Consider the following 26,977-nt stretch of genomic DNA (forward strand, 5'->3'; position numbering starts at 1 on the left):
CCCTAGACATAAAGGCCCCATCTTTCAGCAATGAAGGATGGGGTCTTTTTTATTGTCCCGACCGCGACATGCGCGGGGGCGGCACCGGCAGACAAGGAACACCGATGGTGTCAATACACCTCCACGGCTATCTGGTCCACGGCACCGCTCTGATCCACCACAAGGACCTGGTACCGACCGCCATGGGTCGGCCGAAAGGACCATGTGGCCCCCTGCCCTGCCGGTACGGAGTTTTCAAACCAGTACCAGGGCCCGTTGCCCCCTTCCACCCTCAGGTCAAAGGAGGGGTAGCCCCTCTCGGTGTCTTTTCTCATGATGATTTCCCCGTCTTCAATGCCCTTGATGCGAACAGGCTCGTCAATAACGCTGTCTGTTATACCGGCACATGCGGGCAGCCGGGGAGGAATGATCCCGCTTCGCCGCCTGGACGGCTCCAGCCAGCTCTCCAGGGCCACGGGCCAGAGGGTGAACCGTTTCCGCACGACAGGCTCGCCGGAGACGCAACCGGCGGGGATGCGATACCGCCCGTCCGGGGTGACGGGAAGTTCCAGGGTGGTCACGGCAGGCCCGGGGGTCTCCCGGGTGGCGGTGAGGGTGGGCGGGGCGGTCCTGTCCAGGAGCCAGGCGGTGCGTGGCTGGTCGCAGCTCTCACCCGAAGCGACGGCCTTTCCCTCGGGCCAGCAGATGGCGGCTTCGGTGACAGAATCCGGGCGCGATACCAGGCCGGTGTGCCGGGGCAGGAGCTGAAAGGCGAGTTTCAGCAACGGGGTGGCGGTCTGGGCACCGTAATGACCCGGCACCGGAGCGCCGTCGGGACGCCCCACCCAGACCCCCACGGTGTAGTCCCGGTCCACACCCAGGGACCAGGCATCCCGGAACCCGTAGCTGGTACCGGTCTTCACGGCAAACAGAGCCCCAGTGTCCCGAATCTGACGCGCCCGCGGCGGAATCAGCATATCCTGGATAATCCAAGCGGCCCCTTCGGAGAGAAGCTCGGCCTCCTCCACGGGAGCGCCTCGGACCAGGCGGGGCTTGATGGTTTTGCCCCCACGGCCAAGGCTTGAAAAGGCCAGCACCAGGTCCTCCAGACTCGTGGCAAAGCCCCCCAAGGCCATGGAGAGGTTGGGCACGGCACCTGCCGGCAGCTTGATGTGAAACCCGCTGTTGACCATCCCCGCGTAAAAAAACCGCGGCCCCACATGATCCATGAGCTGCACGGCAGGAAGGTTCAGGGAGTGGAAAAGGGCCGATGCGCTGCTCACCGGTCCGCTGAAACTGCGGTGAAAGTTCACCGGCTGGTAATCGCCGAAATGAATGGGGACATCCATGAGCAGGCTCTGGGAACAGATCAGCCCCTGATCCAGGGCCATGCCGAAGACAAAGGGCTTTACCGTGGAGCCCGGGGACCGAAGGGCCCGCACCATGTCCACGTGACCGAACCGCTCCTCGTTGAAAAAATCCGAAGATCCCACATAGGCCTTCACCGCCCCGGTGGCGTTTTCCATGGCAAGGACCGCCACCGACACATGGGGGGGCAGCCCGGCCGCGTAATCCCTCACCAATTGCTCCATGGCCTCCTGCAACGAAAAATCGATGAGGGTCTCCACCCGCGCCGTGCCGCCTGAAGCGCGGGCATGAAGACGACGGGCCAGAAGCGGGGCCGCCATGCTGGCCTCCACGGGCCAGGGCACGACCTTCTCCTCCTTGGCCTCGGCCACCTCCAGGGGGCTCCAGGTCCCAAAGCCCCGGAGCCGATCCAGGCACTTGTTCCTGGCCTTTTCCGCGGCCTCGGGATACCGGTCCGGACGAAACCGGCTGGGAGCCTGGGGCATCACCGCCAGAAGGGCGGCCTCGGCCCGGGTAAGATCGTCCGCCCCGTGACCGAGGTAGGCATGGCTGGCCGCCTGCACCCCTTCAAAGGTTCCGCCGAAGGGGGCGTGATTCAAATAATAGGTGAGAATCTCAGGTTTGGTAAAGTGCCACTCCAGCTGCAGGGCGGTTGCCATCTGGAGGCATTTACCGACAAGGGTCCTGGGCACCGGTCGGCGGAGACGGGCCACCTGCATGGTCAGGGTGGAGCCCCCGGAGACAATGCGACCGCTTGCCGCCCACTGCCACGCTGCCCGCACCATGGCAACGGGGTTGATGCCGGGATGGGCATAAAACCACCTGTCCTCGTACCCCAGAAGGGCCTCCACATACAAAGGGGAGACCTGCTCCGGGGTCACAGGATAGCGCCACACCCCGTTTGGGTCCGCAAATGCACGCAAGGGCGTGCCGTCCCCGGCCAGGACCACGCAGGTCCGGGTTCGGGGTGCCAGGTCCACCGGGTAGAGGTGGTCCAGCACCAGCGCCGCTGACAAGAAAGAGGCCATAAAAAGGCCCAAAATGAAAAAGGCCTTGGGAAACCTCGCCCCCAGGGCCTTTATCCTCTGCGCAACCGCGCTGCGGTTGAAAAGCATGTGTTTCAATCAAGCCTTCTATGATGAAAATGGTTAAAGTGGGCAGGAAAAGCATGCCTCCGGCGGCCAGGGGATGATCCCCTGGACCCCAGGATACGAATCATCTCACCCCTCGTTCCTCGGGGTAAGATGATTCGCGAAGGCTTCCGCAATACCCAGGTAAAATCTGTTTATCATACGTTTCAAAAGGTTGGCCCCTGGCAGGGCCGCCGGACGCATTTTCAACCGGGCTGCCTCCGGCGGGTCGCTTTTTTGAAAAAAAGCTCCGCAAAAAACGTTTCCCATGAAAAGGGTGCACTTGCGCACCCTTTTCATGGGACAGAAGCTAAATTACTCCGTCACGGTCAGGGTCTCAAAGGTCCCGCCAATGGCATGGCGATAGGGCCGGTACATGTCTTCGGCGTAGCTGCCGGGCATGCGGTAGACACCGGGGGTGACGGCGCGCACCAGATAAAACAGGGTGATGGTGCGGTCTTCGCCCACGGAGACGGCGGCCACGTAGCGGTCGTCCCGGAACTCTTCGTGGGTCACGGCGCTTTTGCTCCACAGCTCGCCGACGGGCTTGCCCTCGATGCGGATTTCATCCAGGCGGATGCTTGAGAGCCCCAGGTTCTGGTTCTCGATCTCCACCCCTGCGGGGAGAAGGTCCACCACCAGCCCGTCCGGGGTGCGTCGGGTGGCAGAGACACTCAGCTTCACCACCATCAGGGAACCGGACTTCAGGGTGGTGGGCGAGATCTCCGCACCGTCCACGTTATAGAAGTCCCGGGTAATGGTCATCTCGTTTGAGACCGACTCCGGGGCGTTTTTCCGCTCGCCGGTGAGGCTGATGTTGGCGTAGAGGGTCTTTTTACCGGCCTTGATGGCCGTAAGCCCCTGGTACTGAGCCAGGTCAAACAGGGAGGAAAAATCCCTGCTGCGGGAAAGGGTCTGGTTGCCGTTTTTGCCCATGAGCACGGCATGCCAGTTGTTTCCGTTACCGGCACCATTGCCGGAAAGCACCTTGGTGGCGGTGCGAAACAGGCAGACACGCTCCTGGGTACTGAGCCACCTGCGGTCCCTGACGGCGTCGGACAAGCCCTCCACCAGATCGCCGAGGCCGTCAAAACCGTAGGCCATGGAGAGCTCGGTCATCCGGCTCAAATCTCTCACGGGCGAGCCGTAATCACCGTAATACCTGGACCCGGAACGTTCACGCTCGGCCAGGGCCTTTTCATGGGCAGCCTCCCCGTGCCGTTCATCCCCGGTAAATTTAAAGGCGGTGGACAGATACATCCAGCTGAGTCCGTCGTCACTGGTCTTTCCATCGTAGTGGGAATAGAGGCGGCGCAGGTCGCTCAGGCGAGCCGCCCCGCTACGGGCAAGGATGTACCCGGCGTAGCTTCGGTAGGCAAACCGATAGTGGTCGGGGTCTTCGCTCCAGTGCCTGCTGCCGGAGCCGTTGTTGCCTTTCAAATAGGTTCGCAGCCTTTTGTCGGCTTTCTGAAGGGCCTTGGACCCCACAGGGATCCCCATCTTTTTGGCATCATGCAAAAACTCGGTGGCGTAGACCGTCAGCCACTCGTCTTCGTGGCTGTCCGAAGACCACAGGCCGAAGCTCCCGTTGGACTTCTGGCAGTCCAGCACCCGGGTCACGGCCTTTTCCACCTGGGCCCTTCGGAACGCTTCATCATAGGGACGCTTGAACTGCGCCTCCACCCGGTTGGCCAGCCCCATTTCGGCCAGGCCCTCGGGGGTGGCCAGGACCCAGGGGTACCCGGAGCTGATGGACTGCTCCAGGCAACCGTACGGGTAGTGGAGCAGGTACTCAAAATGCCCCGCAAAATCGATGGGGGGACGATCGGACAGGTTCATCTGGAACCGCACGGAAGCGGGCACCAGGTCGTCTGTTTTAAGAGCCGGGGCCCACTGGGTGTCGGGCTCGATGGTGGCCACGACTTTCCTGGAGACCGAAGGATAAGGCGAGCGAACGCCCAGCCGCCAGGTGCGGGCAATATCAATGGCCTCCCGGGAGTCACCGCCGGATCCGGTGAGGTGCATGGAGACCACGCCCTGGCCGGTGCTCTTTTCCGCCGTGAGGGGAAAGCGAAGGGTGGTCTTCTCCTTGTCCGCCAGGGAGACGGTGAGGGTCTCGGTGGCCGGTGCAAAGGCCCCGCTGATGGTCATGGCAACGGAGAGTTCCTGGGGCTCGCCGCTCATGTTGCGCAGGTCAAGGGCCAGGGTGGAGGCGTCCCCCATGGCGAGGAACCGGGGCATGGCCACCTGGGTGACGATCTTGTCGGCCACGGTGGTGTCCGTCTCCGCCTTGCCGAACTGCTCATCGGCATAGGCCAGGACCATCCAGCGAAGCTGACCGTTGAAATCGGGCAGATCAAACTCGGCGGTAACATGGCCGGTGTCGTCCACGGCCAGGGGCTCGGAAAAGAACGAGACCATGCGTACGTCGGATTTGGGCTTGTTCCCGCCGCGGGAGAGCTCGGCATCGGACTCGGCAAAGCCGCCGCCGAACCGCTGACGGGCCGTCACGGGACCTAAGTTGTCGATGATCTCGCCGTAGTTGTCGAAAAGGTCCACAACGTAGCGTCGGGCGCCGAAAAAGTAGCCTTCCGCATCCGGGGTGGCGTAACGGGTGATGTTCAGGATCCCCACGTCCACCAGGGCCACCACCACGCGGGTGTTGGCCGGCAGGGGATCACCCCCTGCTGTAACGGCAATGGAGGCCTTCACGGTCTTGTTGGGCTGGGTGCGCTGCGGCGCGTCAATGGCGACATCCAGATGGGTCCCCTTGCGCTTTAGGGGCAGGTGGACCATGCCGAAGGCACGGGAGGGCACGGGGGTGGTCTTCATGTCCCCCGGACGGATAACCATCACCGAAGCGTAGAGATCGTGGCGGTTCCAGGAGGCATCCGTGGGGATGGGCACCACCGTGCCTTCTGATTTCACAGGGACGTAGGCGGTATACAGAGCCTTTTCAGAACTCTCCACGGTCACCAGGGCCATGCCGTCCTGGGGCGGGGTGACCCGCAGCTCCGCCGTGTCTCCGGGGGCGTAGGAGACATTACCGAAGCCCAGGCTCACCTGGTCCGGTTTCTGGGAGCTGCCCGTATCGGCGTTGCCCCACCAGGACCAGGAGGTTTTGAACCCAAAGGTGGTGCGGGTTGTGCCGTCGGACACCTCCACCCGATAGCGGCCCCAGCTCAGGGGCAGGCTCACGGTGGTGGTCTCCCCCTTGCGGGTGGAAAGGGACTTGGTGAACACCGTCACCGGGCTCTCGTCCCAGTCCCAGTGCCAGCCACGGCTGTTGGAGTGACGCCAGTACCAGTTTCGGTCCTGGCGGATCAGGGAGAGCTGCAGGTCCTTGGCGGCCTGCCACTGGCCCTTTTGGTCGGCTGATCCCACCTTGATATCCACGGTGGTGCTGGAGTCCGGATTGCCCTTGAACTGGGGCTCGATCCCCACAAAGCGTTCTCCGTTCAGCAGGGTCAGACGGGTAGACCGGGTAACGGGGCGCCCGCCGGTTTCGTACACACTGGCGTTCACGCGGAGTCGCACCGGAGATTTCGTGCCGGTCCACGCGTTGGGCATGGCCAGGGTGCCCTTGCCTTCCTTGTCCAGGGTAATCGTCTTGAAGGCACGGCGCGTTGCCGTCAGCCTCTCTTTTTTGTCACCGAAAAAATAGGTGGGCAGGTTCTCAAAGGGGTGACGGTCCACATTCGCCGTCACAAAACCGTCCACCTTGTTCCCCGAGGCAGGGGCGCCGTAAAGATACTGGGACGACACCGGTACGGTGAAGTTCTTGGGAGAAATCAGGGTCCTCTTGCCCTCCTGCGGTCCGTCAAACAGGGTGAGGTCCAGGCGCTCGGGAAGGAACTCCTCCACCTTGACCTTGTACCGGCAAGCATTGGCCCCGGCATAGGTCAGCTTGAGCGTGTAGGTTCCGGTCTGGCTTGAATCCGATGTCTGGTAAGCAAAACGGTAGAAGCCGGTCTCCTGGGGCTGGATCTGGCCGGAGGTGACCCGGCTGCCGTCGGGCTTGTAGAAGGCATAGCCCAGGGGCAGCCCGTCCGGAAGCTTGCCGTCGAAGTCCCGCACCAGCATGTTGACTTCAATTTTTTCTCCGGGTCGGTAGAGGTCCCGGGGGCCCCAGGGGTAAATCTGGTATTCGCTGTGGACGGTCACCGCATTTTTAAGGCCCGAGAGGTCCAGGGCATTGCGGTTGAGGCGAAGAACCGAAAACTGGTTCCCTGAGGTGGCGATAAGATGGTGCTGGCCTGACTTGATGCGAAACGAAATCCGCCCGAGCTCATCGGACTCTCCTGAGTCGAGGACCTTGCCTTCCTTGTCGGTGACCTCCATCCGGACCTTTGCCATGGGCTTGCCCGTGGCAATATCCTGGGCATAGACGGCAAACTGCTTCCCGTACCTGCGGATATGCAGACCGATGTCGGTCTGCATGAAAAAGGCGTGCTCGTACTCGTACTGGTACTGACCGGGCTGGTACATGACGGCCACATAGGCCCCGGGAGCGTTCAGCCCCTCAATGCCGCTCAGATCGATGTTGTAGTCGGTGCGCTGGTTCTTTCTGGGGTTCAAGGCAAACCGGCCGGTATGCACATGGGCTCCGTACTGCTTGAGTTTGTTGAGCCGATAATAGCCGTCCATGCCGTTTTGACCAAGTTCCTCCATCATCTTCGGAAGACTCTTGCCGTTGATGCGGAAAAAATCGATGGTCACTTCATCCACGTTCAAGGTGGTGACCGGCAGGTGCCTGGGGCTGGAGCTGCTGATGATATGGGCGCTTGAGGTAAAGTTCACCGCAGGGCTCAGGGCCTTGGTGGTGACCTTCTTGCTCTCGGGAAACCCGAGGTTCTGACCGTTGATATCTTTAACGGTGTTGGAGACACGCACGGTGTACTTGGTCTGCGGCGTCACAAAGGGAAAGATCACTTTGGTGTGATCGTCGCTCACCACCCAGTGGTCGGAGCTGCCGCCTTCCAGGGTGACCTGGGTATCTTCCAGGCGATCCCGGTCCACAGGCGCCGTGAAGCTGACGGTAATGGCCGGTGCGTTTTCATAAAGCACCTCTTTGATGGATGCCACGCTGAAACCGGCACCTTTGTAATCTTTTTTTGCCTTCTCTAGATCAAAGGCAGAGGCGGTATGGACCAGCAGCATGAGGCTGATCACCAGGGTCATTGTTGCTCGGAGTATGGGACCGCTCCTGTGTAAAAAATACCTTCTCACGGTAAGTTCACCTCATGTCGCGCTTTTTCTTACAGTTAACTAAAATTCAGTCCAGATATATCAGCGCAAAATAACCACCCCTTGATCACCTTGTCAATCATTTTTCTACATTTGAATCACGAGGTAATTCGAACGGTTCCCCTTTTACTCTATTTGTACCAACCAGAGGTTTCGCCAAAAGCCAGGACACCCCCACGGTCCGTGGTTCTGGCCATCGCCATGGTCCCGAAACCCTTCCGCCGCATGGGGCCTTCAGACACGCGAGCCCCATGGGCGACACCTCTCCGGAGTTGACACGCGGAACAATCGGAGTATATTTCTACTTGGCAATATGGGGATATAAAGATATATCAACACCCGCACACCGACGCATCAAACATAAGGAGCAACAAAATGAACGCACTGGATCAGGTTATCGCCGATATGGATTTTGATTTTCTGGGGGCAGGGGACCACGCCATGAGCGTGGACGGTGTCCGAAAAGTCCTCGGCAACGATCACTTCGTCTTCCTGGACATCCGCACGGATCAGGAAATCGCCTACACCGCCTTCCCCTTTGCCGTTCACATCCCCTTGCATGAGCTGCCCCACCGCCTGGACGAGCTGCCACGGGACAAGTGCATCGTCGCCTTTTGCTCATCGGTCTTTCGCGGCGCCGTGGCCTATACCTACCTGATGGCCAATGGGTTCGACGAGGTCAAGGGCCTGACCGCGTCCATGGAGGAACTGGTCAAGATTTTCAAACCCGGCCCCCTGGCCAAAATGTAAGGGACAGGGATTCGCATCATGGATCACCTCACACTCGTCGTCAGCGTCATCTCCTTCGGCCTGAGCTTCCTATTTGCCTTGGGGGGCGTCGGCTCAGCCCTGGTCCTCATACCCACCCTGACCTGGCTGGGCATCCCTTTTGCCCAGGCACGGCCCACGGCCCTTTTTGTAAACACCGTGAGTATGCTCGGGGCAACGGTCTCCAACGTTCGGGAAAAGCGCCTGGACATCAGGCTGGGGGTTCCCATCATCGCGGCATCCGTTCTCCTGGCCCCTTTGGGGGCCTGGGTCAGCCACCGCATCCCCACCCGCATCGTCCTCATGGTCTTTGTGGGGTTCCTCGCCTTTTCCGGGTCCATGATGCTCTTTTTCAAAGGGTCTAAATATGCGGACCAGTATCGGGAGGACCGACCGGTGGCCGGCCCCCTTCTGGTGGGTGCCCTTGCCGGTTTTTTCTCCGGGCTTCTGGGGGTGGGGGGCGGAGGGCTCATCTCGCCCCTGATGATGGCCCAGGGGTTCAACCCAAAACGAATCGCAGCGGTGACGGCCTTTGCCGTTCCCTTTTCCTCATTTTCCGCCTTTCTTGCCTATGCGGCCATGGGGTCGGTCTCCCTGCGCATCCTGGCCTGTGCGGGCCTTGCCGCCTGGGCCGGCGGATACCTGGGAACCCGTGTGATGCAGCGAAACATGAAGGCCTCTTCGGTAAAAAAATGCCTGGGGGTTGTCCTGCTCCTCCTGGCTGTCAGACTCTCCATGAAACTCATGTAATCACCATGGGGCCATGTCACCCCATGGCCTTTTACCCTGAAGATGATGTTTGCTTTCACCCCCGACTTGGGATAGATCTTGTTGTATTCCCGTGTGTTCATTTCCTTTGTAATACCCTTTGGGGTCTCAGGCAGAGACACACCTCCCCTCGCCTGCCCTGCGCCGTCCTCTTTATTTTAATAAAGAGAGCCCAGGCAGAGCCGGTGATGCAACCGCCCCAACTTTCGAGGTGATCATGGCGATCAAGATCAACAGGATGCTCTCGTCCAGGTTTACCCAATGGCTGCTCTACAAATTCATCCGGATGTATTCATTGAGTTTCAGGCTTGAAGTCCAGAACGAAGAGGCATGGCTCAATGCCTACCTCAAAAATGACAAGCGCATCCTCCTGTGCGTCCACCACCAGCAGTTTTTCGCTGCCATCCGGTATTTTCAAAAGTACAGGGATTACTGCCCCGGGCTGATGATCAGCCAGAGCAAAGACGGGGAGCTTATCGCGGCGGTGGCCAACCGAACCGGCTGGACCACGGTACGGGGATCGTCATCAAAGGGGGGAGGAGACGCCCTGAAAGGAATGATCGACCACCTGGGCACCCACAGACTCGCCGCCCACATCATCGACGGCCCCCGGGGCCCCTTCGGGAAAGTCAAACCCGGGGCCATCCGCCTTGCCCATGGGGAAGAGACGGTCATTGTCCCCTTCTACATCCAGGCCAATCGCGCCTGGTATGCAAACAGCTGGGACAAGTTCCTGCTCCCCAAACCCTTTTCCAAAGTCATCCTGCGGTTCGGAGAGGAACTGACCTTTCCCGAAACAGACAGCGAAAGCGCCTTTGAAGACCACCGACTGGCCCTTGAAGACGTCATGTTCTCAGACAACGAACGCCTGAAGCGGGAATGCCTGGCGGCCTGATGGGAAAACGCCTCCGGCGGCCCTGCCGGGGGCCAAACGTTTAAAAAGTTTGACAAACAGGTCTTAAGCAAGCCTTTCCAGGCTCCGCCGAAATAATTTCCACTTTTTCACATTAGAAACGTTTTTTGCGGAGCTTTTTTTCAAAAAAGCGACCCGCCGGAGGCAAGCTGAATAGTTACCCTTTTTTTTTGCGTCTCCCCGGATACCCACGCAAGCATTACGCCAGCAGCTCACTGAAGCACCTCTCGGCACGCCGGTACCCCAGCTCAATCATCTCCGCCGCCCGGTACACCTCCAGGGTGCCGCAGGCGTTTTTCGGAATCACCACGAGCCTGTCGGGCGGATAGGCGGCAAGCTTTTGCCGTGCGATGGTGCCCTGCATGGCGTCAAAGGCCTGATGGGCAATGCCGTAAACGCCCCAGTCCCTGCCGGGGGCCTCTTTCCCATTGTTTTTGAACCGGTGGATAAAGCGATTGATCTTGCGACGCATCGTCGACGAGGCTTCCACCGGCTCAGGGTGCTCCACCTCAGGTCCCAGGGGCTCCTCTGCCGGGCCCCCCAGGTTCACCGCCAGGGTCATCTCGGTGGAGTCCCCGAAGGTGGGGGCAATGGGCACGGGGTTCAGGACCCCGCCATCGATGAGTTCCACCCCGTTCAGGCGGACGGGCGTCAGAAAAAAGGGGATGGAGCACGAGGCGCGGATGGCGTCAAAGAGACTCCCGGAGGTCAGCCAGACCTCCTTCTCATTCAACATGTCCGTGGCCACCGCCGTAAAGGGAATGGGCAGGTCTTCGATGCACTGATCGCCCACCAGCCCCACCAGGGTGCTGATCACCTTGTCGCCCTTCACCAGGCCGCTCTTGCCCCAGGAGAGGTCCATGAGCGCCACCAGGTCCATGCGCGTAATGGATCGCACCCAGGCCTCAAACTCGTCCAGGTGACCTGCCGCATAAATGCCCCCCACCATGGCCCCCACGGAACACCCGGAGATGGACGCGATGTGAAAACCGTGTTCTTCCAGCCAGTGGATGACGCCGATGTGCGCAAGGCCCCGGGCCCCTCCGCTCCCCAGAACAAGGGAGACCGTTTTTCCATCTTTTCCGTTGTCGCTCTGTTTGTTCATGCCCTGTCTTCCCCTTCCGGCCCACGGGCCTGTATGCCCTTTTTACAGTTCTCGTGCGACCACGCCTGTATCTTTTCCGCCTCCTCCCGGGAGATGCCCAGGGAGAGAAGAAACTCAAAATGGGACTCCGGGGCGCGCTCTTCGAACTCGGCATGCCAGACGGCCATGGCCGCCTCGTCCATGCCGGCAGCCTCCAGCATGGTCACCCACATCTTTTTGTCCACCACAGGCGCCGGAGCGCCCCCGGGCATGGTCTTCAGTATCCCGATGATGGTGTGCTGCCGTTGCCGAAGCGAAAGGATCTCGGCCTCCAGCTCTTTTAAATGACGCTCAAGGATCTTCACGCCGGGAGCCTCTCCGCTGTCCAGGAGCGCCTGCACATCGGCAAGGGCCATGCCCGCTCCCCGGAACATGGAGATCCGTGCCAGGCGGTCGTACTCGACCCCGGTGTAGACCCGGTAACCGGACGAGGTGCGCTCAGGCGCCCGCAGCAACCCGATGCGGTCGTAGTACAGCAGGGTGCTCCGGGACAACCCGAAGGCCCGGGCCAGCTGCGAAATGGTATAGGTTCTCACGGGACCTCCCCGGATTTTAAAAAACAAAAAATGCCTCCGGCGGCAAGGTGGGCCACCTTGAAAGCAGGTTGCGAATGCGCTTTCCCCTTCGTGCCTCAGGGAAAAGCACATTCGCCTTTGATTCAGATTGAACCGAATCGATTCTCAAAACATGTTTATCAATTGTTTGGACATTTGGCCCCCGGCAGAGCCACGAATGAAGCCCATTCGCAACCTGGGGTCCAGGGGATCATCCCCTGGCCGCCGGAGGCGTGCTTATTTTATCTCTGATTTAGTCCCTATCGGCAGCGGTTCCTGACATCAACGATGTCCGCCTCGGACATCCCCAGCCACGCCAGGAACTGGTCGTGGACCTCCGGGTGACGCGTTTCAAACACTTGGTGCCATGCCATCATCTGCTCTTCGGACAACCCGATCTCCTGAAACATGGCAACCCACTGCTCTTTGCTGACATTTTTTTCCATGGTCTTTTTCCTTACCGTTCATGTGTTTTTGGATGCGTCACGGCCATGACAGGAAAGGGTATAAACTGTGAAGCCATAATCGGGTCAACCGGAAAATTCCTTCAGCATCCAAACATCGCACCCCCCGTGGATGGTGCCGTCAAGGGGCCTGTCCAAATGCTTGAAGCCAAGGGCCTCGTACAGGGAAATGGCAGAGGTCATGGTGAGCAGGGTGTCCAGGTAGCAGCGACGGTAGCCCGCGGACTCGGCAAAGGCCAGGCACTTCTCGGCAAGGGCCCTGCCCGCCCCCAGACCACGGCTCTCGGGCAGCAGAAAGAGCTTGCGCAGCTCGCAGACCTCCCGGCTCCCCTGAAACGGGGCCACCCCGCAGCCCCCTATCACCCGGTTCCCCACCCGCGCGATGAGGTAAAGGCTCCCTGCGTCCCGGGTGTAGTGGCGGCTCATGGCCGTGACTTCAGGATCCGAAGGCCCGAACCCTTCCCCCACAGCCCCGAACTCAGCGCCGGTCTGTTTGATGATCTCACAAATAACACCGTCCCATTCCGGACGGATCTCTTCGATGACATATGACATGATGTGTCCAGCTCCATGGCGGCATCCCTGCCGCGGCAAACAAATAACAAGGCCCTGAAAAAGGCGGCCCGACCAAGCAGCCAACGCCGCGTCTCTCTTTCGAGATACCCCCTTACGGGCGACACGTCCACACATTCGCTTCTTTTTCCGGGGATCAGCAAAGATGTCGAAGCTGTATACCGATAGAAGGAGGGGTCCCATGGCGCGAAAAGCCATTGATACAAACGTCTTGATGACGTATGGTCCCGTAATCAATACCGCCGCCGGGCACAGGGCCCGGCGCGCAGAGACACAACCCAGCATCACACGGAGCGTTCCATGGGGAAAAAACGAAAAAAACAAAAACCCATCACAGGCCAGGTGGACCTCACCCGGCAGATGGGCCGCATCCCGACGGCCCCACCGTCCAAAACCTTTGCCGACAAGTCCAAATACCGACGACGGGAAAAGCACAAGCGCAACTGGGAGCCCTGCGGGGCCGGTTTATGCCCCTTCTTATGCCTTGCCGCATAAGGACGGACACAAGCCGGTCCCTTCTGTTTCCAGCCTGCCCCTCGGCACGATGCAAAAACGAAGCAAAGAAGCATGCCTTCTCTGGTTAAAGTGTATGGAAAAAAGCCTCCGGCGGCAAGGTGTGCCACCTTGAAAGCAGGTTGCGAATACGCTTTCCCCCTCGTTCCTCGGGGAAAATCACATTCGCCTTTATTTTTGGTTGGCCTGAGTCTATTTTTAAAACCTGTTTATCAAACGTTTCGAAAGTTTGGCCCCCGGCAGGGCCGCCGGAGGCATCTTTAACCGGACTGCATCCGGCGGCAAGGGGCTGAGCCCCTTGACCCCAGGTTCGGGAGTACTCTTGTGCCTTCGTTCCTCAGGCTCAGCGTGTATGTCCCATGCGACCGGCCTTAAAAACGCACCTCACCCCCCTGAATATCGTCATAGAGCGCCCTTGTGAGGGGAAGATACCCTTGGCCCGGATGATAAAAATAGAGGGGATCGTCGATTTGCCCGGGGTCAAACCCCTCTTTTCTCAGGGTCACCTTCTGCTGCTTGAAGGAGACACTCACATCGCACTGCTCGCGGATCCTCAAAAACCAGGGCCGGGCATACACGGGCAAGTGCTCCGCCACATAGGCCCCCAGGGCCGCAAGGTCGATCTCGCGGCCCGGGAGAAGGGTCAGGGCAGCCATTCCCGCCCTGCCCTCTGACCCCTTCACCTCCACCCCGTAGACATTGGCGTCTTCGATATCCCCGAACCGAAAAAGAAGGTCCCCCACCTCGTTGGTGGAGACCACCTCTCCCTTCCACTTGAAGGTATCCCCCAGCCGATCCACAAAGGAGACGTAATCCTTGTCGTGAAGCTGCATCAAATCGCCGCTCAGAAAATAGCGGTCCCCCGGGACAAAGACATCGCTCAGGATCTTTTCACTGGTTGCCGCCTTGTTGTTCTTGTATCCGGAAAACTGGTTGATACGGCTGATCTTAGGAAGAAACATCCCCGTCTCTCCCACCGCGCATTTTTGCGCAAAGCCCCTGGCGTCGCGATGGATCTCACCGGTTTCCACATCGCAGCGGGCCAGTTCCCCCATGCGCACGATGCCGGCAAGGGAGAGCTGTCCGATCATTCCGGGAACCCCTTTTCGGTTCATCAGCCCCCCCACCCCTTCGGTGGCGCCGTAGACCTCCAGAACCTTTTCGATGCCGAACCGCTCCTGAAACGCCTCCCAGTACTCCGCCCGCATACCGTTTCCCAGAATCACCCGCAGGGGGTTGTCCTTGTCGTCGGGCCGGGGGGGCTGGTTGTAGAGGTAACGACACAGCTCTCCCACGTAGATAAAGTGAGACGCCTTGAACCGCCTCACATCGTCCCAGAACCGCCCCGCTGAAAACTTCCGTGCAAGGGCCACGGTCCCTCCCCACATGAGAGAATGGGGCCAGGCGATGTTAACACCGCTGTTGTGGTAGAGGGGCAGGCAGAGGTACTGCACATCCCCGGGAATCACGTTCATGGCGAACCCACCCGCCGCATACCCCATCTGAAACCACTTGCGATGGGTCAACACCGTGGCCTTGGGCATGCCCGTGGTACCGGAGGTGTAGATGTACTCCAGGGTATCCGCAGCCACCACGGGCTCAGGAGGAACGGGATTGGTGTCGGGCTGGTCGGCAATCAGGGGGGCAAGGTCCTCCATACCTGACGGGGTGGGAGCCGCCAGTCCCTCCTTCTCCACGAACACCGGCCCCGGCACATTCACCTCAGCGGCAACGGCGTCGTAGGCCTCTGCCAGCTCAAGGCCTACGATCACCGCCCTGGCCTCCACGATGTTCAGGGCATGGGCCAGGACCCGCCCCCGGATATTCGTGTTGACAAGGGCGGGCACCACCCCGATCTTGGCAAGGCCTGCGTGGATGATGAGGTACTCGGGCCGGTTTCCCATAAGCAGCGCCACGGTGTCCCCTTTGGCAAAACCCCGGGAGAGAAACAGCCGGGCATACCGGTTGGCCAGCTCATTGGCCTGGAGGTAGGTCACCTCCCGGTCTTCGAAGCGGATCAGGGCCTGACTGGGACGTTTTGCCGCCTGGCGCTCAAGGACAATCCCCACATTTTTCCGGCTTGAAGGTGAGAGAAAAAACGGCCCCAGGGCCCCCTTGACCATGGACACACATTGCTTAACCTGACTCATAGCATTCCTTCATCTGCTGGGTGATTTATGTTTCAGAGACAGGCGGTGTCTCTTCTTCTTCGTTATCGCGGGTCTCCCTGAGATTGTGGGTGGCGGACCGGATGATCTGGGGCACCAGGCGTTCGCTGAATCCGGCCACAAAGGACCAGAAGAGAAGCTTGGCGATGTCCGGCCCGCTTTTTGGAAAGGTGGTGTTGAGCCATTGGGCAAAGCTGCCCACCAGGTCGTCGTGGTTGATGACCCCGTGGGTGTACTCGGGAAACATGGCCCCCTCCAGTATGCCGGAGAGAAACAGGATCATGAGCACCAGGGCGAACACACCCCCGTTGATGGGAATAAGGAGGATGGAAAACCAGGAGTTGGAGAGCTCCCGCAGCTCATCTAAGCCCAGGGAAGGCAGCCGCTGCTGGATGCTGACAAAGCCACCTATCAGCCCCGCCATGAACACGTAACTCACCAGGTAGGTCCGCGTCGCCTCAGACGGGCTGACGGCATAAAAGAAGACAGCCAGTAAGACCAGGCACCCCGTTGTCACCATCACCAGCTTCCGGGTCACCGCCTGCAGACACTTTTGCCGTTGCACTTCGCTCATGGGCCCTCCTCAATTGAAAAGCGGTCTGGAACTGCAAGTAAAAGCACACTCGCCCTGCCCGTGGGGAGACGCCCCGCCACACAGAACGCCACCGGGGCCCCACCCCAAAACCAACCGACCCCAGGCGCCAATTACCATAACAACAATAATCATTGTTTACCATTCTGTTGTAAAAAGCCCCGCCCCCGTCCCGGCTGGAAGAAACGATGCGCCGGCTGGCTCTCCGGGCCATAAGGCAGGAAACCGAACCCCCTGGCCCTTTTCCCTTGACATCACGCCGCTCAAGGGCGTATAACCCGTTCTGTTTTTGGCGGGGCGTAGCGCAGCCTGGTAGCGCACTTGACTGGGGGTCAAGGGGTCGGAAGTTCGAATCTTCTCGCCCCGACCAAAACACGACACAAAAAATACAAAAGGATCTGATCGCAACCGATCAGATCCTTTTTTTTTGCTCTTTTTTTGGGGGCGCTATACCCACTCGGTTCGCCTCCGGCAGGGCCGCCGGAGGCTACCTCTGGCCTGTTCCTCAGCCCATGCTACCCGTGGACAATGGTCCTTGAGACAAACCGCATGCCCTCAAGCTTTTTGTACAACTCCTTTTTGAACTTTTTCTTTGACCCGCTCAAGGTGATGACGCCCATGATCTTGTGGTCGCTCAGCCGGGTAAATTTGATGGTCCCATAGGAGTCTTTCAGCATCGTCTCCACCATGTATTCGGCATCCACTGCATCGGAGACGATGTACCTCTCAATACGGACGGTCTTCATCGCTTTGCCGCTTGCGGCGGACCGGGGAAAGCCCGCGCCCTTTCGCTCCTCAACGGTCTTGGTCCCGCGCGGCGGGGCCACGAGGTTCAACCCGGCGTCGAGGAGAAGGTTCTCGACTTTGGCGGCAAACTCCAGCTGGTTGATGTAGTTGTTGAACGGCAGCACCACAAACCGCACGCTGTCACCGACGCTGGGGATATACTTGTAGGTGGGCTTGGGCGGTTCAGGCTTTCGCCACTCTTTTATCATTCCGCAACCGCTCAGCAGGATCAGAAGAGACACTACAATTGTTGCCCTCATCAGAGGGTTCATCCGGGCCTTCGTGATGTCACACATAATCATTCCTTCAACTCCAATGGGTTCATACGGTCTGTAAGACAAATCAATAAGACATGCCGGCGCATACCGGCAATTGCCACCACCTCAAAGGGACCGGCATCCCCTGTGGTGATTGCCCGGGCCCCGGGCGAGCCCCGTTTCCCGTGCCACACCCTGCCGGCCCAAAGGCCAGCCATGGGGCGACAAACCCGGCAGGTCCCTGAAACCAGGGGCAGCGGGACACGGTGATCAGTTTACTATCCTTATGGGGCCACGCCCCTTTTGTCAAATGGGAAGGCACTCGCCCCCCGCCGTATATTCAAGGAAAAAACCAGGGGATTCGATGTTGATATACAAAGGACCGTGGTGTATTTTTAACAGATAGCATGTGCGCGTAATCCCCCGTTGTGTTTCCCCGTGAATCCGCACCAAGCCTGATTGTCATGGCTTCCATTCCGGCAGGACAGCCGACCCTTCGTATCGCCCCTTCCGCTTTTCCCGTTCAGCCTCCATGGTGACGGCAACACGCCGTCATCGACTCGAAAAAAAATGATGACCGGGCACCTTCATGCCTGGGAATCCGGCATGCATTCATCCGTCAGAGGAAAATGAATCATGAAACATCACATCACACTATGGGTGCTGGCCCTTTTTATGATGGGCATCACAGCGGCCACGGTACAGGCACAGGGCTGGTCGATCAAAGCCGATTACACGGAGAGCTGCAGCTGCAACCCGACCTGCCCCTGCCTTTTCGGCTCTCCCCCGACACGGGGCTACTGTGAGGGCAACAACCTCATCGAGATCAAGGAGGGCCATTACGGAGACGTGGACCTGGGCGGTGTCTCCGTGGTCACGGCCTTCAGCCTCGGGAAATGGCTGAAGGTGTACGTCGATGAAAACGCCTCGGTGGAACAGGCCAAGGCCGTGGTGGAACTCCTGAAACTGGACGAGACCTTCGGCATCATCTATTCCGGCGGGTCAAAAATCCTCTCTGAAGAAAGGGTTCCCATCGCCGTGGATAAAACCGACACCTGGGTCACCTTTTCGGTGCCGGCCTCCAAGGTAGAGATCAAAAAGATGAAAGGCTTAAACGGCAACCCCATCCGCATTAAAAACCTTCCCGTGCCCTTCATGGAAGACCATACCCAGTACAAAGCCGTCACCCTGACCCACAAGAGCAAAGGCAAAGAGTTCAAGCACACCGGGACCAACGGCCTCACCTCCAAAATCGATGCCTCGGGGACCTTGCAGTAACCTGAAAAAAAAAGGAGCTGCCCCCGGTAACCCTGCCGGGGGCGTTCCCTTTTCAAAAGATTCATAGTAACTATTCAGCTGCCTCCGGCAGGGTCGCTTTTAGCAAATAACTCCGCAATACCGTTCCGGTGGCATTCCCGTTTTTCAGCCTGTTGAACCTCTTGTACCGGTTTGGTGCCCATGGCCCTTCCGGTGAAAGCCCGTGATATACATTATGAAAAGCGTAACACCAGATAATTTCCTCCTGAAATTTTCAGCAAAGATAGATGTCGATATTTCACGTGAGTCCTTCACCTTCACGAAGGGTAACGTAACCCAAAAAATTCACACCTATATCTATCTTTCCAAGGGTGAAAACGCCCGTATCACCTCTGTGGGTGAGGTACCGGCCAGGGCTTTTGAGTCCTTTAAAGTTGATCTGTTTGCCACGCATCATGCAGAGGATGGGAGCCGCGACAAATACCAGTGCCTCTCAGCGTTTTTAAAGCATTGCACCGCATCCATTTCACCAAAGTTTGCCATGATACGCCCCACGTTTATTGTACGCGGCGTCGACGAGCTGCAACCTGTACTGCATGGGTATCAGCGGCAGATAATCATGGATGGTTTGAGTGACGCCGGTGCGGCCCACATCATATTCGAAGAGGATTAGATTTCCGGCAAACCAGATGCAAAGGTGAAAAATCCACATCTGCCCCCCCATGGTGTGGTACGTTTTTCCTGTTCACTTGGATTGCCGCACAGGATGAAGTTGGAGACGTTACCCATGGAAACCCAGAAAATATTTGCCGTGATTGCCCAGAAGGTGGCGGAGGCCATTGAGGCGGTGGTCAATATCGATGTCACCGTCATGGACAGCAACATGGTGCGCATTGCCGGGACGGGCATCTACAAAGACCGGATCGGCCTCAAGATCGAGGAGCAGACAGCCTTCGGGTACGCCCTGAAAACCGGACGGCACTATGTGGTGGAGACTGCCCGGGAGAGCGAGATCTGCGCGGTGTGCGAAAGGCGGGGGCGGTGCAGCGAAAAGGCGGAGGTGTGCATGCCCCTTAAACGGGGAGATGTGCCCATCGGTGTCATCGGGGTCATTGCCTTCAGCGACGAGCAGCGGGACAAGATTATCCGGAACAAGGCCCAGTATATCAACTTCATCCAGAAGATGGCCGAGCTCCTGGAAGCCAAACTCTCGGAAGAGAGGATGTCAAAGGAGAACCAGCTCCTGGCCCTCCGGCTCAAGACCATCCTCAACACCATGCAGGAGGCCCTGGTGGTCTTCAACCGCACAGGGGACATCCTCTACAAAAATGATCCCCTGAGGCAGCTCCTGGCCGAACTGGCCATCACCGATGCCGGGGGATTCCTGGCAGACCTGTGGGGCCAGCTCAAGGACAAGGCCCTGAACAGGGAGGTCGTGGAGAACAGGAAAATCCGTATCCGGTTCCACGGCCAGGCATACACCCTCATCGCCTCGGTGTACCTGATGGATACCAAGGGCAGCGAGTTCATCGTCAAGCTCCATGAATTCATCCGTTTCGAAAAAAAGATGATCCGCTACACCCAGCAGAACCAGGTCAGCGTGGACTTCGACAGCATCCTCACCGTGTCCGAGAGCCTCCTGGACACCAAGGCCACCGCAACCAAAGCCGCCGAGTCCGACTCCAACGTGCTCATCTACGGCGAAAGCGGCACCGGCAAAGAGCTCTTTGCCCGAGCCATCCACAACAGAAGCAAAAGGCGGGACAACGCCTTTATCGCCATCAACTGCGGGGCCATCCCCGACGAGCTCCTGGAAAGCGAGCTCTTCGGCCATGAAAAAGGGGCCTTCACCGGTGCCATCAACACCCGCATCGGCAAGTTCGAAGGGGCTGACGAAGGCACCCTCTTCCTGGACGAGATCAGCGAGATGCCCTACGCCCTTCAGGTGAAACTCCTCAGGGTGCTGCAGGAAAAAGAGATCTGCCGGGTGGGCAGCAACGAGACCCGAAAAATCGACATCCGCATCATCGCAGCCACCAACGCCGACCTGCGGGAACGCATCGAGGAAAACACCTTCCGGGAAGACCTCTACTACCGGCTCAACATCATCCCCATCCACATCCCCCCCTTACGTGAACGGTACGACGACATCGTCTACCTCTCCCAATTCTATATCGGGCAGTACAACCTCCGGTTCAACAAAACAGTCAAAAAACTCTCCCGGAACGCGGAGAAACTCTTCACCGCCTACGCCTGGCCCGGTAATGTCCGGGAGCTGCAAAACATCCTGGAGTATGCCGTCAACTTTGAAACCGGCAACGAGATCCACGAAGACCTCATCAAACGAAGACTCTCCGGCGGCAGAAAAGAGCCCCGTGCCCATTCCGGCTCCGTGGGCATTCCCATCAACCACACCGGCGCCACCCTCTCAACGGATATGAATCTGGTGGAAAAAGATCTGATTCGGAAAAAGATCGATGCCTACAGCGACCTGAAACACAAAGAGATCGTCAAAAACGTCTGCCGGGACCTCAACATCAGCCGCACCACCCTCTACCGAAGACTCCGCAAACACGCCATCACCATCCCTCGCTCCTGACGCAGGCCTTACTGCAGAGGAAAAAACAAAAGCAATGCCTCCGGCGGCGAGGTGTGCCACCTCGAAAGCAGGTTGCGAATGCGCTTTCCCCTTCGTTCCTCAGGGAAAATCACATTCGCCTTTGATTCAGGTTAAACTGAATCTACTTTCAAGGCTTTTTTATCAAACTTTTTAAAAGCTTGGCCCCCGGCACAGTCGCCGAAGGCCTTGCTTTTTACTTGTTTTGTTTCAACATTGATACAGTATCACATCTGACACAAATTTTTGTAGCACATGTGAAACTAAGCTTCTTGTACCCTTCCCATGGCACTCCGACACAAGGCGTTGGTCCCGCCTGCGCCGCACCGGACAAACGTCTCCTTTCTTCGAGCACTTACATCACCCATCCGCCATATCCAAACGCAAAATTTGGGGCGATATGCCCCCCCTTCGTCAAAAATGGCATGCTCCTTGCCCTTAGTCATGGAACGAAAACAAAAAACCTTGAACGATCATGTACGACACGTACGAACCATAGAAAGGAGTCAGAACATGGCCACCGATTATTACGAATTGGTTGGGATCTTAAAGCGGGAAGTTGTCCCGGCCACAGGGTGTACCGAGCCCATTGCCGTGGCATACGCAGCCTCTGTGGCGGGGGCTAAAATCAAGGACCTCTCCATGATCAAAGCGGTTGAGGTCTGCGTGGATGCCGCCCTGTTCAAAAACGGCCTTCGCGTGGGCATCCCGGGCATCAAGAAACGGGGCCTGGAGATCGCCGCGGCCCTGGGCCTTGTCATCGCAACCCCGGACAAGGAACTGCGGGTCCTGGAAACCATCGAGCCGGAGCAAAACCAAAAGGCGGAAGCCCTGGTGGAAAAAGAACTGATCTCCGTGTGCATCAAAGGCAATTGCAGCAGGCTCTTTGTGGAGATCTTTGTCACCCTCACCGACGGCAGGCAGATCAAGGTCATGGCCGTGGATCGCCACAACAACATCGTCAAGGTGGAGGAGGGGATCAACCTTACCCATGAAGAGCCCGGTGCCGTGGACGAGCAGGCCCACAAAAAACTGATCCAGGCATACGACCTCAAAGACTTGCTGGACTTTTCCAATACCGTGCCGGTGGATGAGATCCGTTTTCTTCAGGAAGGGGTCGAAAAGAACATGATGCTGGCCAAAGAAGGCCTCTCCTTTGACGGCGGCATCGGTCAGGCGTACCAGAAGATCGTTGAAGAGGGGATCTTAAACGACCAGATGGTCACCAAGGCGGAAATGCTCTGCGCGGCGGCCTCGGAAGCCCGGATGTCCGGTTCCACCCTGCCGGCCATGAGCAGCGCGGGAAGCGGTAACCACGGCATCACCGTTTTCTTGACCATTGCCGGGGTGGCCGAATCCACCGAGGCCTCCCCCGAAGCCATGCTCCGGGCCCTGGCCTTCAGCAACCTGATCACCGTCTACATCAAATCCTTTACAGGCACCCTGTCTGCCATGTGCGGATGCGGCGTGGCCGCGGGTATCGGGGCCTGTGCCGGGGTTTCCTACATGATGGGCGCAAGCGAAAGCCAGATCTTCAAAAGCATGCTCAACATGGTGGGCAGCATCACGGGCCTGATCTGTGACGGCGGCAAAGAGGGGTGCGCCTACAAGCTGGCCCTGTCGGCAAGCTGGGCCGTCAAGGCGGCCCTTTTGGCCCAGAAAGGGGTCGCCGTCCATGAGGACAACGGCATCCTGGCCTTCAGCTTCCGTCAGCTGTTTGAAAACCTCGGATACCTCTGCAACACAGGCCTGGCCGGTGCCAATAACTCCATTCTCGATATCATGGAGAGACAGTACAAAAAGGTGGGATAACAAGGGCAGGGAGGGGGAAAAGCGACCCGCCGAAGGGTACTCTTCCCTCCCAGGTCACGGCGATCATCCGCCCGGATCGCGTTCCTTTTTGCGGAACATCGGAACTATTTTAACCGGCCCCTATTTTTCACGGGACATGGCCGGAATCGCGCTATATGGTCACCTTGGCCAACGAAAAGCACCCCGGCAACCCTGCCGGGGAACCCATATGCAAGGGAGTTGACAAACACGTGTAAAAAAACGGAGGGCAGGTACGATTCGGGCCCCCTGGCCCGGAAGCCGCCCCCCAGGCAATAGAGGCCCCGGCATAGAAAGCACGGCAATCGGCAGCAGGACGATTGGAGACGCTGCAGCCGACATGGACGCCACAGGGAGTCGCCTCACCGTTGAGACGCCCCGGAACGTCCACCCGCAGGATGCTTTTTTGCCCGAGCCCAACATGTTCAACCAGGAGGGATGATAGGATGTCATTGGAAAACAGATTTGGCGAATTTGCACTGATTATCAAGCTCATCGGCGGGATCGCCGCCGGTATTGTCATCGGACTTGTGGCCAACGAGGCCGTTATCGAAGTTGTTACAACCATAAAATATGTGATCGGGCAGCTTATTTATTACACGGTGCCCCTGATCATTATGGCATTTATTGCACCGTCCATCGTCAAGCTCGGGAACAATGCCAACAAGATGCTCGGCGCGGGCGTGCTCCTTGCCTACCTGTCCGCCGCCGGTGCGGCCACCATGGCTGCCGTTGCGGGGTATCTCATTATCCCGAACCTTTCCATCGCCACCCAGGTGGAGGGGCTCAGGGAACTGCCCGAGGTCGTTTTTCAGCTGAACATCCCGCCGGTCATGTCGGTGATGACCGCGCTGGTCACCGCCATCCTGCTGGGCAGCGCAACCATCTGGACCAAGGCCGAGACCTTTGCCAAGCTCATGAACGAGTTTGAAGAGATCATGATGCAGGTTGTTCACCGCATTGTCATCCCTGTCCTTCCGGTCTTTATCGCCACCACCTTTGCCTGCCTTGCCTACGAGGGAAGCCTCACCAAACAGCTTCCCGTCTTCCTGGAGGTGATCGCCATTGTGCTGGTCGGGCAATTCCTCTGGCTGACCATCCTTTATCTCATCGCGGGCATGATCTCGGGGAAAAACCCCATCGAGGTCGTCAAGCACTACTCCCCGGCCTACATCACCGCCGTGGGCACCATGTCCAGCGCGGCAACCCTTCCCGTCTCCCTCTCCTGTGCCTCCAAGTCCAGTGTGCTCAGCAAGGACACCGTGGAGTTCATGGTCCCCATGGGTGCCACCATCCACCTGTGCGGCTCCGTGCTCACCGAGACCTTCTTTGCCATGACCATCTCCATGATGCTCTACGGCCACCTGCCTTCGGTGAGCGTCATGGCATTGTTCATCCTGCTCTTCGGCATCTTTGCCATCGGCGCACCCGGCGTCCCCGGCGGCACGGTGATGGCCTCCCTTGGAATCGTCGTGGGGGTCCTTCAATTCGATCCCGCGGGCGTGGCCCTTCTCGTGGCGGTCTTCGCCCTGCAGGACAGCTTCGGCACCGCCTGCAACGTCACCGGAGACGGCGCCCTCTCCCTGATGCTCGAAGGCCTGTTCAACCGCAACGGAGAGCTCCAGAAGGAGCGCGGTTGCGAAGCAGGACTCGGCACCGAACTCAAATAGCCCCAATGGTTGCCTCCGGCGGGTCTGCCGGGGGCACCCCAAAAACAAAGAGACAAGTCCATCAAACATGCCGCTGGGCCTTAACCCGATAAGCGAAGGGGAAGGCTCAGCGGCAAACTGCGTTCAATACCGCCGGAGGCAGCCAAGTTAAAACTGCCTCCGGCGGCCCTGCCGGGGGCTAAACTTTTAAAAAGTTTAACAAACAGGCTTTAAAAAAACAGATTCAGGCCAATCAAAATCAAAGGCGAATGTGATTTTCCCTGAGGAACGAAGGGGAAAGCGCATTCGCAATATGCTTTCGAGGTGGCACACCTCGCCGCCGGAGGCTTTTTTCCATGCACTTTAACCATAGAAGGTATCGCTTTGAGAAGGTCTCTGTTTTGCCGGACCTTGCAGTCCCTTCCCCCTGCCTTTTGCCGGTTTCATCTTGACATCCGAGCCCTTCAGTCATACTAAATAAAATTTTGATTTGACTGGACGGATCCATCAAAGGCAGGATGCCGCTTCTCCACCACGGGACAAAGACAAGGGCTCTCACTTCGGGGCCTTTTGCCGAAGGCCCGGTTCACCGGGACGCGGAGGGCAACCGCCTGTTTGGGGGCCGTCTCCATATGATAACCAGGAGGAAGACGAACATGGCACGATTGAAAAAACTGCTGACCGTCATGGTCATGGCAGGGGTTTGCATGGCAATGGTCTCCACGGCATCCGCCGCGGACAAGAACTGGGAAAAAATCAAAAAATCCGGCGTCCTCACCATCGGCACCAGCCCCGACTACCCCCCCTTTGAAAGCGTGGACCCGGCCAACAGCAAAATTGTTGGTTTTGATATTGACCTCATCGACGCCGTGGCAGCCGAGCTGGGCCTTAAAACCAAATTCCAGGCCATGGGTTTTGACTCCATCATCATTGCCGTGAAAAACGGACAGGTGAACCTGGGCATGTCCAGCTTCTCCGTCACCGAAGAGCGCAAGCAGAGCGTCGACTTCACCATCCCCTACTACAAAAACGGCTCCACGGTCCTCACCAAGGCGGACTCTCCCGTAAAAACCGTTGAAGACCTGGTGGGCAAGCGCGTTGCCGCCCAGATCGGCTCCACCAGCGCTGAGGCGGCCAAGAAGATCGAAGGCTGCGACGCACAGATCGTGGACGACGCCAACATCGCCGTGATGATGATGAAAAACGGCGCGGTCCAGGGTGCGGTCCTTGACGTAGCCATCGCTGAGAACTACGCCAAAAAAGCCGAGTTCACCCTCTTTGCCAAGCCCCTGAGCTACGAAGAGACCGCCGCCATCGTGCGCAAAGGATCCCCCGAGCTCCTGGACGCCCTCAACAAGGCCATCAAGAAACTCGAAGCCGACGGCACCATCACCAAGCTCCGCACCAAGTGGGGCGTATAGGATTGCAACGGAGCCCGGCCGTCACCGGCTGCGCCCCTTGTACTGTATGAGCCTCAGCTTTGATCGTGAAATGATATCACCCCAGCCGGCAATCCGGTTGGGGTGTTGTCCTTGCAGGATGCACCATTACCCATAGGGGATGCGAATCGTACCAGCATCCCGCCATGGGCCACCCGTCGGGTGTGCCGTGCGCACCCCTCAACTGACAACCCAATAGTTACCCCCCCCGGCAGGCCCGCCGGCGGAAACCCCATAGAAGGACCATCACAGTGATCGATTTTGCGCTGGTTTGGCAGCACAAGTTATTTTTGCTTAAAGGAGCCGTGGTCACCATCCAGCTGACCTCCGGGGCCCTGATCATCGGTATTATCCTCGGCTGCCTGGCCGGAATGGGCCGCATCTCCAGAAACCGCCTGATCCGCGCTGTGGCCGGTGTCTATGTCTACGTCCTGCGCGGTACCCCCATGCTGCTCCAGATCTTTTTCATCTATTTCGGCCTCCCCCAGATCTACCTGTCCCTCACCGGGAACCCCATCATGTTCTCGCCCATCAAGGCCGGTATCATCGCCCTGGGCATCAACTCCGGGGCGTATGTGGCCGAAATTGTCCGTGCAGGGATCCAGGCCGTGCCCAGCGGCCAGATGGAGGCAGCCCGGTCCCTTGGCATGCCCCACGGCCGCGCCATGTGGGACGTCATCCTGCCCCAGGCCTTCCGCAAAATCATCCCCCCCTTGTGCAACGAGTTCATCGTCCTCTTAAAGGACTCCTCCCTGGTCTCCGTCATCGGTGCCGGTGAGCTGATGTACTCCGCCAAGGTCATGGGCGCCCGATATTACGACTATGTCCAGTTCCTCTTCGGTGCCGGCTTGGTCTACCTGGCCCTGACCTTTATCATTTCCCAGGCCCTGGCCGCCCTGGAACGAAAACTGGGCGTCACCGGCAACGGCTAACGCCTCCATAAAAAAATAAAATGCCATCT

General features: G+C 58.6%; 20 protein-coding genes and 1 tRNA gene. 12 read left to right on the forward strand and 9 right to left on the reverse strand.

Annotated features, from left to right (window positions below; translation table 11 throughout):
* Positions 1-110 precede the first annotated feature (110 nt).
* Together pbpC and BLQ12_RS06225 are read right to left on the reverse strand one after the other, a co-directional pair.
* Positions 111-2,462 (reverse strand): penicillin-binding protein 1C, encoded by a 2,352-nt coding sequence (gene pbpC / locus BLQ12_RS06215; RefSeq protein WP_092209355.1) that lies wholly within the window; start codon positions 2,460-2,462, stop codon positions 111-113.
* 330 nt (positions 2,463-2,792) lie between these two features.
* Entirely contained in the window at positions 2,793-7,658 is a 4,866-nt protein-coding gene (locus BLQ12_RS06225) for an alpha-2-macroglobulin family protein (protein WP_092209359.1), read from the reverse strand.
* A gap of 441 nt (positions 7,659-8,099) precedes the next feature.
* Between BLQ12_RS06225 and BLQ12_RS06230 the strand changes: the two genes are divergently transcribed.
* The 3 genes from BLQ12_RS06230 (at position 8,100) to BLQ12_RS06240 (ending at position 10,155) form a co-directional block, all read left to right on the forward strand.
* The gene (locus tag BLQ12_RS06230; protein WP_092209361.1) at positions 8,100-8,474 is read left to right on the forward strand and encodes a rhodanese-like domain-containing protein; all 375 of its coding nucleotides are present in this window, start codon (positions 8,100-8,102) and stop codon (positions 8,472-8,474) included.
* Between the two features lie 18 nt (positions 8,475-8,492).
* A complete protein-coding gene (locus tag BLQ12_RS06235) occupies positions 8,493-9,242 on the forward strand; it encodes a sulfite exporter TauE/SafE family protein (protein WP_092209363.1) in 750 nt (249 codons plus the stop codon).
* Positions 9,243-9,477: 235 nt separating this feature from the next.
* Complete coding sequence (locus BLQ12_RS06240) at positions 9,478-10,155, forward strand: lysophospholipid acyltransferase family protein (protein ID WP_092209365.1); 678 nt, start codon at positions 9,478-9,480, stop codon at positions 10,153-10,155.
* Between the two features lie 217 nt (positions 10,156-10,372).
* On the opposite strand, the gene BLQ12_RS06245 is transcribed toward BLQ12_RS06240, so the two are convergent.
* The 4 genes from BLQ12_RS06245 to BLQ12_RS06260 all read right to left on the reverse strand — a co-directional run bounded on the left by BLQ12_RS06245 (position 10,373) and on the right by BLQ12_RS06260 (position 12,890).
* Positions 10,373-11,278 carry a patatin-like phospholipase family protein gene (locus BLQ12_RS06245; RefSeq protein WP_092209367.1) on the reverse strand — a complete coding sequence of 302 codons (906 nt, stop codon included), beginning with the start codon at positions 11,276-11,278 and terminating at the stop codon, positions 10,373-10,375.
* Positions 11,275-11,853, reverse strand: a complete 579-nt coding sequence (locus BLQ12_RS06250) for a MerR family transcriptional regulator (RefSeq protein WP_217640247.1) — start codon at positions 11,851-11,853, stop codon at positions 11,275-11,277. The genes BLQ12_RS06245 and BLQ12_RS06250 overlap by 4 nt, the downstream gene beginning before the upstream one ends.
* Positions 11,854-12,131: 278 nt before the next feature.
* Positions 12,132-12,317 carry a MerR family transcriptional regulator gene (locus tag BLQ12_RS06255; RefSeq protein WP_092209371.1) on the reverse strand — a complete coding sequence of 62 codons (186 nt, stop codon included), beginning with the start codon at positions 12,315-12,317 and terminating at the stop codon, positions 12,132-12,134.
* Positions 12,318-12,401: 84 nt separating this feature from the next.
* On the reverse strand, positions 12,402-12,890 hold the full coding sequence (locus BLQ12_RS06260; RefSeq protein ID WP_092209373.1) for a GNAT family N-acetyltransferase: 489 nt from the start codon (positions 12,888-12,890) through the stop codon (positions 12,402-12,404).
* A 318-nt stretch (positions 12,891-13,208) separates the two neighbouring features.
* On the opposite strand from BLQ12_RS06260, the gene BLQ12_RS06265 reads away from it, so the two are divergent.
* A complete protein-coding gene (locus tag BLQ12_RS06265) occupies positions 13,209-13,403 on the forward strand; it encodes a hypothetical protein (RefSeq protein WP_092209375.1) in 195 nt (64 codons plus the stop codon).
* 389 nt (positions 13,404-13,792) lie between these two features.
* Here BLQ12_RS06265 and BLQ12_RS06270 read toward each other — a convergent pair whose 3' ends face one another.
* Both BLQ12_RS06270 and BLQ12_RS06275 read right to left on the reverse strand, forming a co-directional pair.
* Entirely contained in the window at positions 13,793-15,571 is a 1,779-nt protein-coding gene (locus BLQ12_RS06270) for a long-chain-acyl-CoA synthetase (RefSeq protein WP_092209377.1), read from the reverse strand.
* Positions 15,572-15,596: 25 nt separating this feature from the next.
* On the reverse strand, positions 15,597-16,163 hold the full coding sequence (locus BLQ12_RS06275) for a hypothetical protein (RefSeq protein WP_092209379.1): 567 nt from the start codon (positions 16,161-16,163) through the stop codon (positions 15,597-15,599).
* A gap of 311 nt (positions 16,164-16,474) precedes the next feature.
* Between BLQ12_RS06275 and BLQ12_RS06280 the strand changes: the two genes are divergently transcribed.
* Positions 16,475-16,551 (forward strand) — tRNA-Pro (locus BLQ12_RS06280).
* A 145-nt stretch (positions 16,552-16,696) separates the two neighbouring features.
* Here the strand turns inward: BLQ12_RS06280 and BLQ12_RS06285 are convergent.
* Complete coding sequence (locus tag BLQ12_RS06285) at positions 16,697-17,263, reverse strand: YdgH/BhsA/McbA family protein (RefSeq protein ID WP_092209381.1); 567 nt, start codon at positions 17,261-17,263, stop codon at positions 16,697-16,699.
* 597 nt (positions 17,264-17,860) lie between these two features.
* Here BLQ12_RS06285 and BLQ12_RS06290 point away from each other — a divergent pair.
* From BLQ12_RS06290 to BLQ12_RS06320, 7 genes are all read left to right on the forward strand, one after another.
* A complete protein-coding gene (locus BLQ12_RS06290; RefSeq protein WP_092209383.1) occupies positions 17,861-18,502 on the forward strand; it encodes a DUF1326 domain-containing protein in 642 nt (213 codons plus the stop codon).
* Between the two features lie 214 nt (positions 18,503-18,716).
* Positions 18,717-19,154: a hypothetical protein gene (locus BLQ12_RS06295; protein ID WP_139163876.1), complete on the forward strand. Its 438-nt coding sequence runs from the start codon at positions 18,717-18,719 to the stop codon at positions 19,152-19,154.
* Positions 19,155-19,268: 114 nt separating this feature from the next.
* Entirely contained in the window at positions 19,269-21,080 is a 1,812-nt protein-coding gene (locus tag BLQ12_RS06300) for a sigma 54-interacting transcriptional regulator (RefSeq protein ID WP_175469538.1), read from the forward strand.
* Between the two features lie 531 nt (positions 21,081-21,611).
* Positions 21,612-22,910 (forward strand): L-cysteine desulfidase family protein, encoded by a 1,299-nt coding sequence (locus BLQ12_RS06305; protein WP_175469539.1) that lies wholly within the window; start codon positions 21,612-21,614, stop codon positions 22,908-22,910.
* Positions 22,911-23,374: 464 nt separating this feature from the next.
* Complete coding sequence (locus tag BLQ12_RS06310; protein WP_092209391.1) at positions 23,375-24,598, forward strand: dicarboxylate/amino acid:cation symporter; 1,224 nt, start codon at positions 23,375-23,377, stop codon at positions 24,596-24,598.
* 635 nt (positions 24,599-25,233) lie between these two features.
* Positions 25,234-25,998: a transporter substrate-binding domain-containing protein gene (locus tag BLQ12_RS06315; RefSeq protein WP_175469540.1), complete on the forward strand. Its 765-nt coding sequence runs from the start codon at positions 25,234-25,236 to the stop codon at positions 25,996-25,998.
* 269 nt (positions 25,999-26,267) lie between these two features.
* Entirely contained in the window at positions 26,268-26,948 is a 681-nt protein-coding gene (locus tag BLQ12_RS06320) for an amino acid ABC transporter permease (protein ID WP_226860042.1), read from the forward strand.
* The last annotated feature ends 29 nt before the right edge of the window (positions 26,949-26,977 follow it).

The sequence above is a fragment of the Desulfoluna spongiiphila genome (assembly GCF_900101345.1).
Classification (GTDB): Bacteria; Desulfobacterota; Desulfobacteria; order Desulfobacterales; family Desulfolunaceae; genus Desulfoluna; species Desulfoluna spongiiphila.

Excerpts from the sequence above, each read along its gene's own strand:
- pbpC (WP_092209355.1), bottom strand. The coding sequence starts at position 2,462 with ATGCTTTTCAACCGCAGCGCGGTTGCGCAGAGGATAAAGGCCCTGGGG.
- BLQ12_RS06225 (WP_092209359.1), bottom strand. The coding sequence starts at position 7,658 with ATGACCCTGGTGATCAGCCTCATGCTGCTGGTCCATACCGCCTCTGCC.
- BLQ12_RS06230 (WP_092209361.1), top strand. The coding sequence starts at position 8,100 with ATGAACGCACTGGATCAGGTTATCGCCGATATGGATTTTGATTTTCTG.
- BLQ12_RS06235 (WP_092209363.1), top strand. The coding sequence starts at position 8,493 with ATGGATCACCTCACACTCGTCGTCAGCGTCATCTCCTTCGGCCTGAGC.
- BLQ12_RS06240 (WP_092209365.1), top strand. The coding sequence starts at position 9,478 with ATGGCGATCAAGATCAACAGGATGCTCTCGTCCAGGTTTACCCAATGG.
- BLQ12_RS06245 (WP_092209367.1), bottom strand. The coding sequence starts at position 11,278 with ATGAACAAACAGAGCGACAACGGAAAAGATGGAAAAACGGTCTCCCTT.
- BLQ12_RS06255 (WP_092209371.1), bottom strand. The coding sequence starts at position 12,317 with ATGGAAAAAAATGTCAGCAAAGAGCAGTGGGTTGCCATGTTTCAGGAG.
- BLQ12_RS06260 (WP_092209373.1), bottom strand. The coding sequence starts at position 12,890 with ATGTCATATGTCATCGAAGAGATCCGTCCGGAATGGGACGGTGTTATT.
- BLQ12_RS06265 (WP_092209375.1), top strand. The coding sequence starts at position 13,209 with ATGGGGAAAAAACGAAAAAAACAAAAACCCATCACAGGCCAGGTGGAC.
- BLQ12_RS06270 (WP_092209377.1), bottom strand. The coding sequence starts at position 15,571 with ATGAGTCAGGTTAAGCAATGTGTGTCCATGGTCAAGGGGGCCCTGGGG.
- BLQ12_RS06275 (WP_092209379.1), bottom strand. The coding sequence starts at position 16,163 with ATGAGCGAAGTGCAACGGCAAAAGTGTCTGCAGGCGGTGACCCGGAAG.
- BLQ12_RS06285 (WP_092209381.1), bottom strand. The coding sequence starts at position 17,263 with ATGTGTGACATCACGAAGGCCCGGATGAACCCTCTGATGAGGGCAACA.
- BLQ12_RS06290 (WP_092209383.1), top strand. The coding sequence starts at position 17,861 with ATGAAACATCACATCACACTATGGGTGCTGGCCCTTTTTATGATGGGC.
- BLQ12_RS06295 (WP_139163876.1), top strand. The coding sequence starts at position 18,717 with ATGAAAAGCGTAACACCAGATAATTTCCTCCTGAAATTTTCAGCAAAG.
- BLQ12_RS06300 (WP_175469538.1), top strand. The coding sequence starts at position 19,269 with ATGGAAACCCAGAAAATATTTGCCGTGATTGCCCAGAAGGTGGCGGAG.
- BLQ12_RS06305 (WP_175469539.1), top strand. The coding sequence starts at position 21,612 with ATGGCCACCGATTATTACGAATTGGTTGGGATCTTAAAGCGGGAAGTT.
- BLQ12_RS06310 (WP_092209391.1), top strand. The coding sequence starts at position 23,375 with ATGTCATTGGAAAACAGATTTGGCGAATTTGCACTGATTATCAAGCTC.
- BLQ12_RS06315 (WP_175469540.1), top strand. The coding sequence starts at position 25,234 with ATGGCACGATTGAAAAAACTGCTGACCGTCATGGTCATGGCAGGGGTT.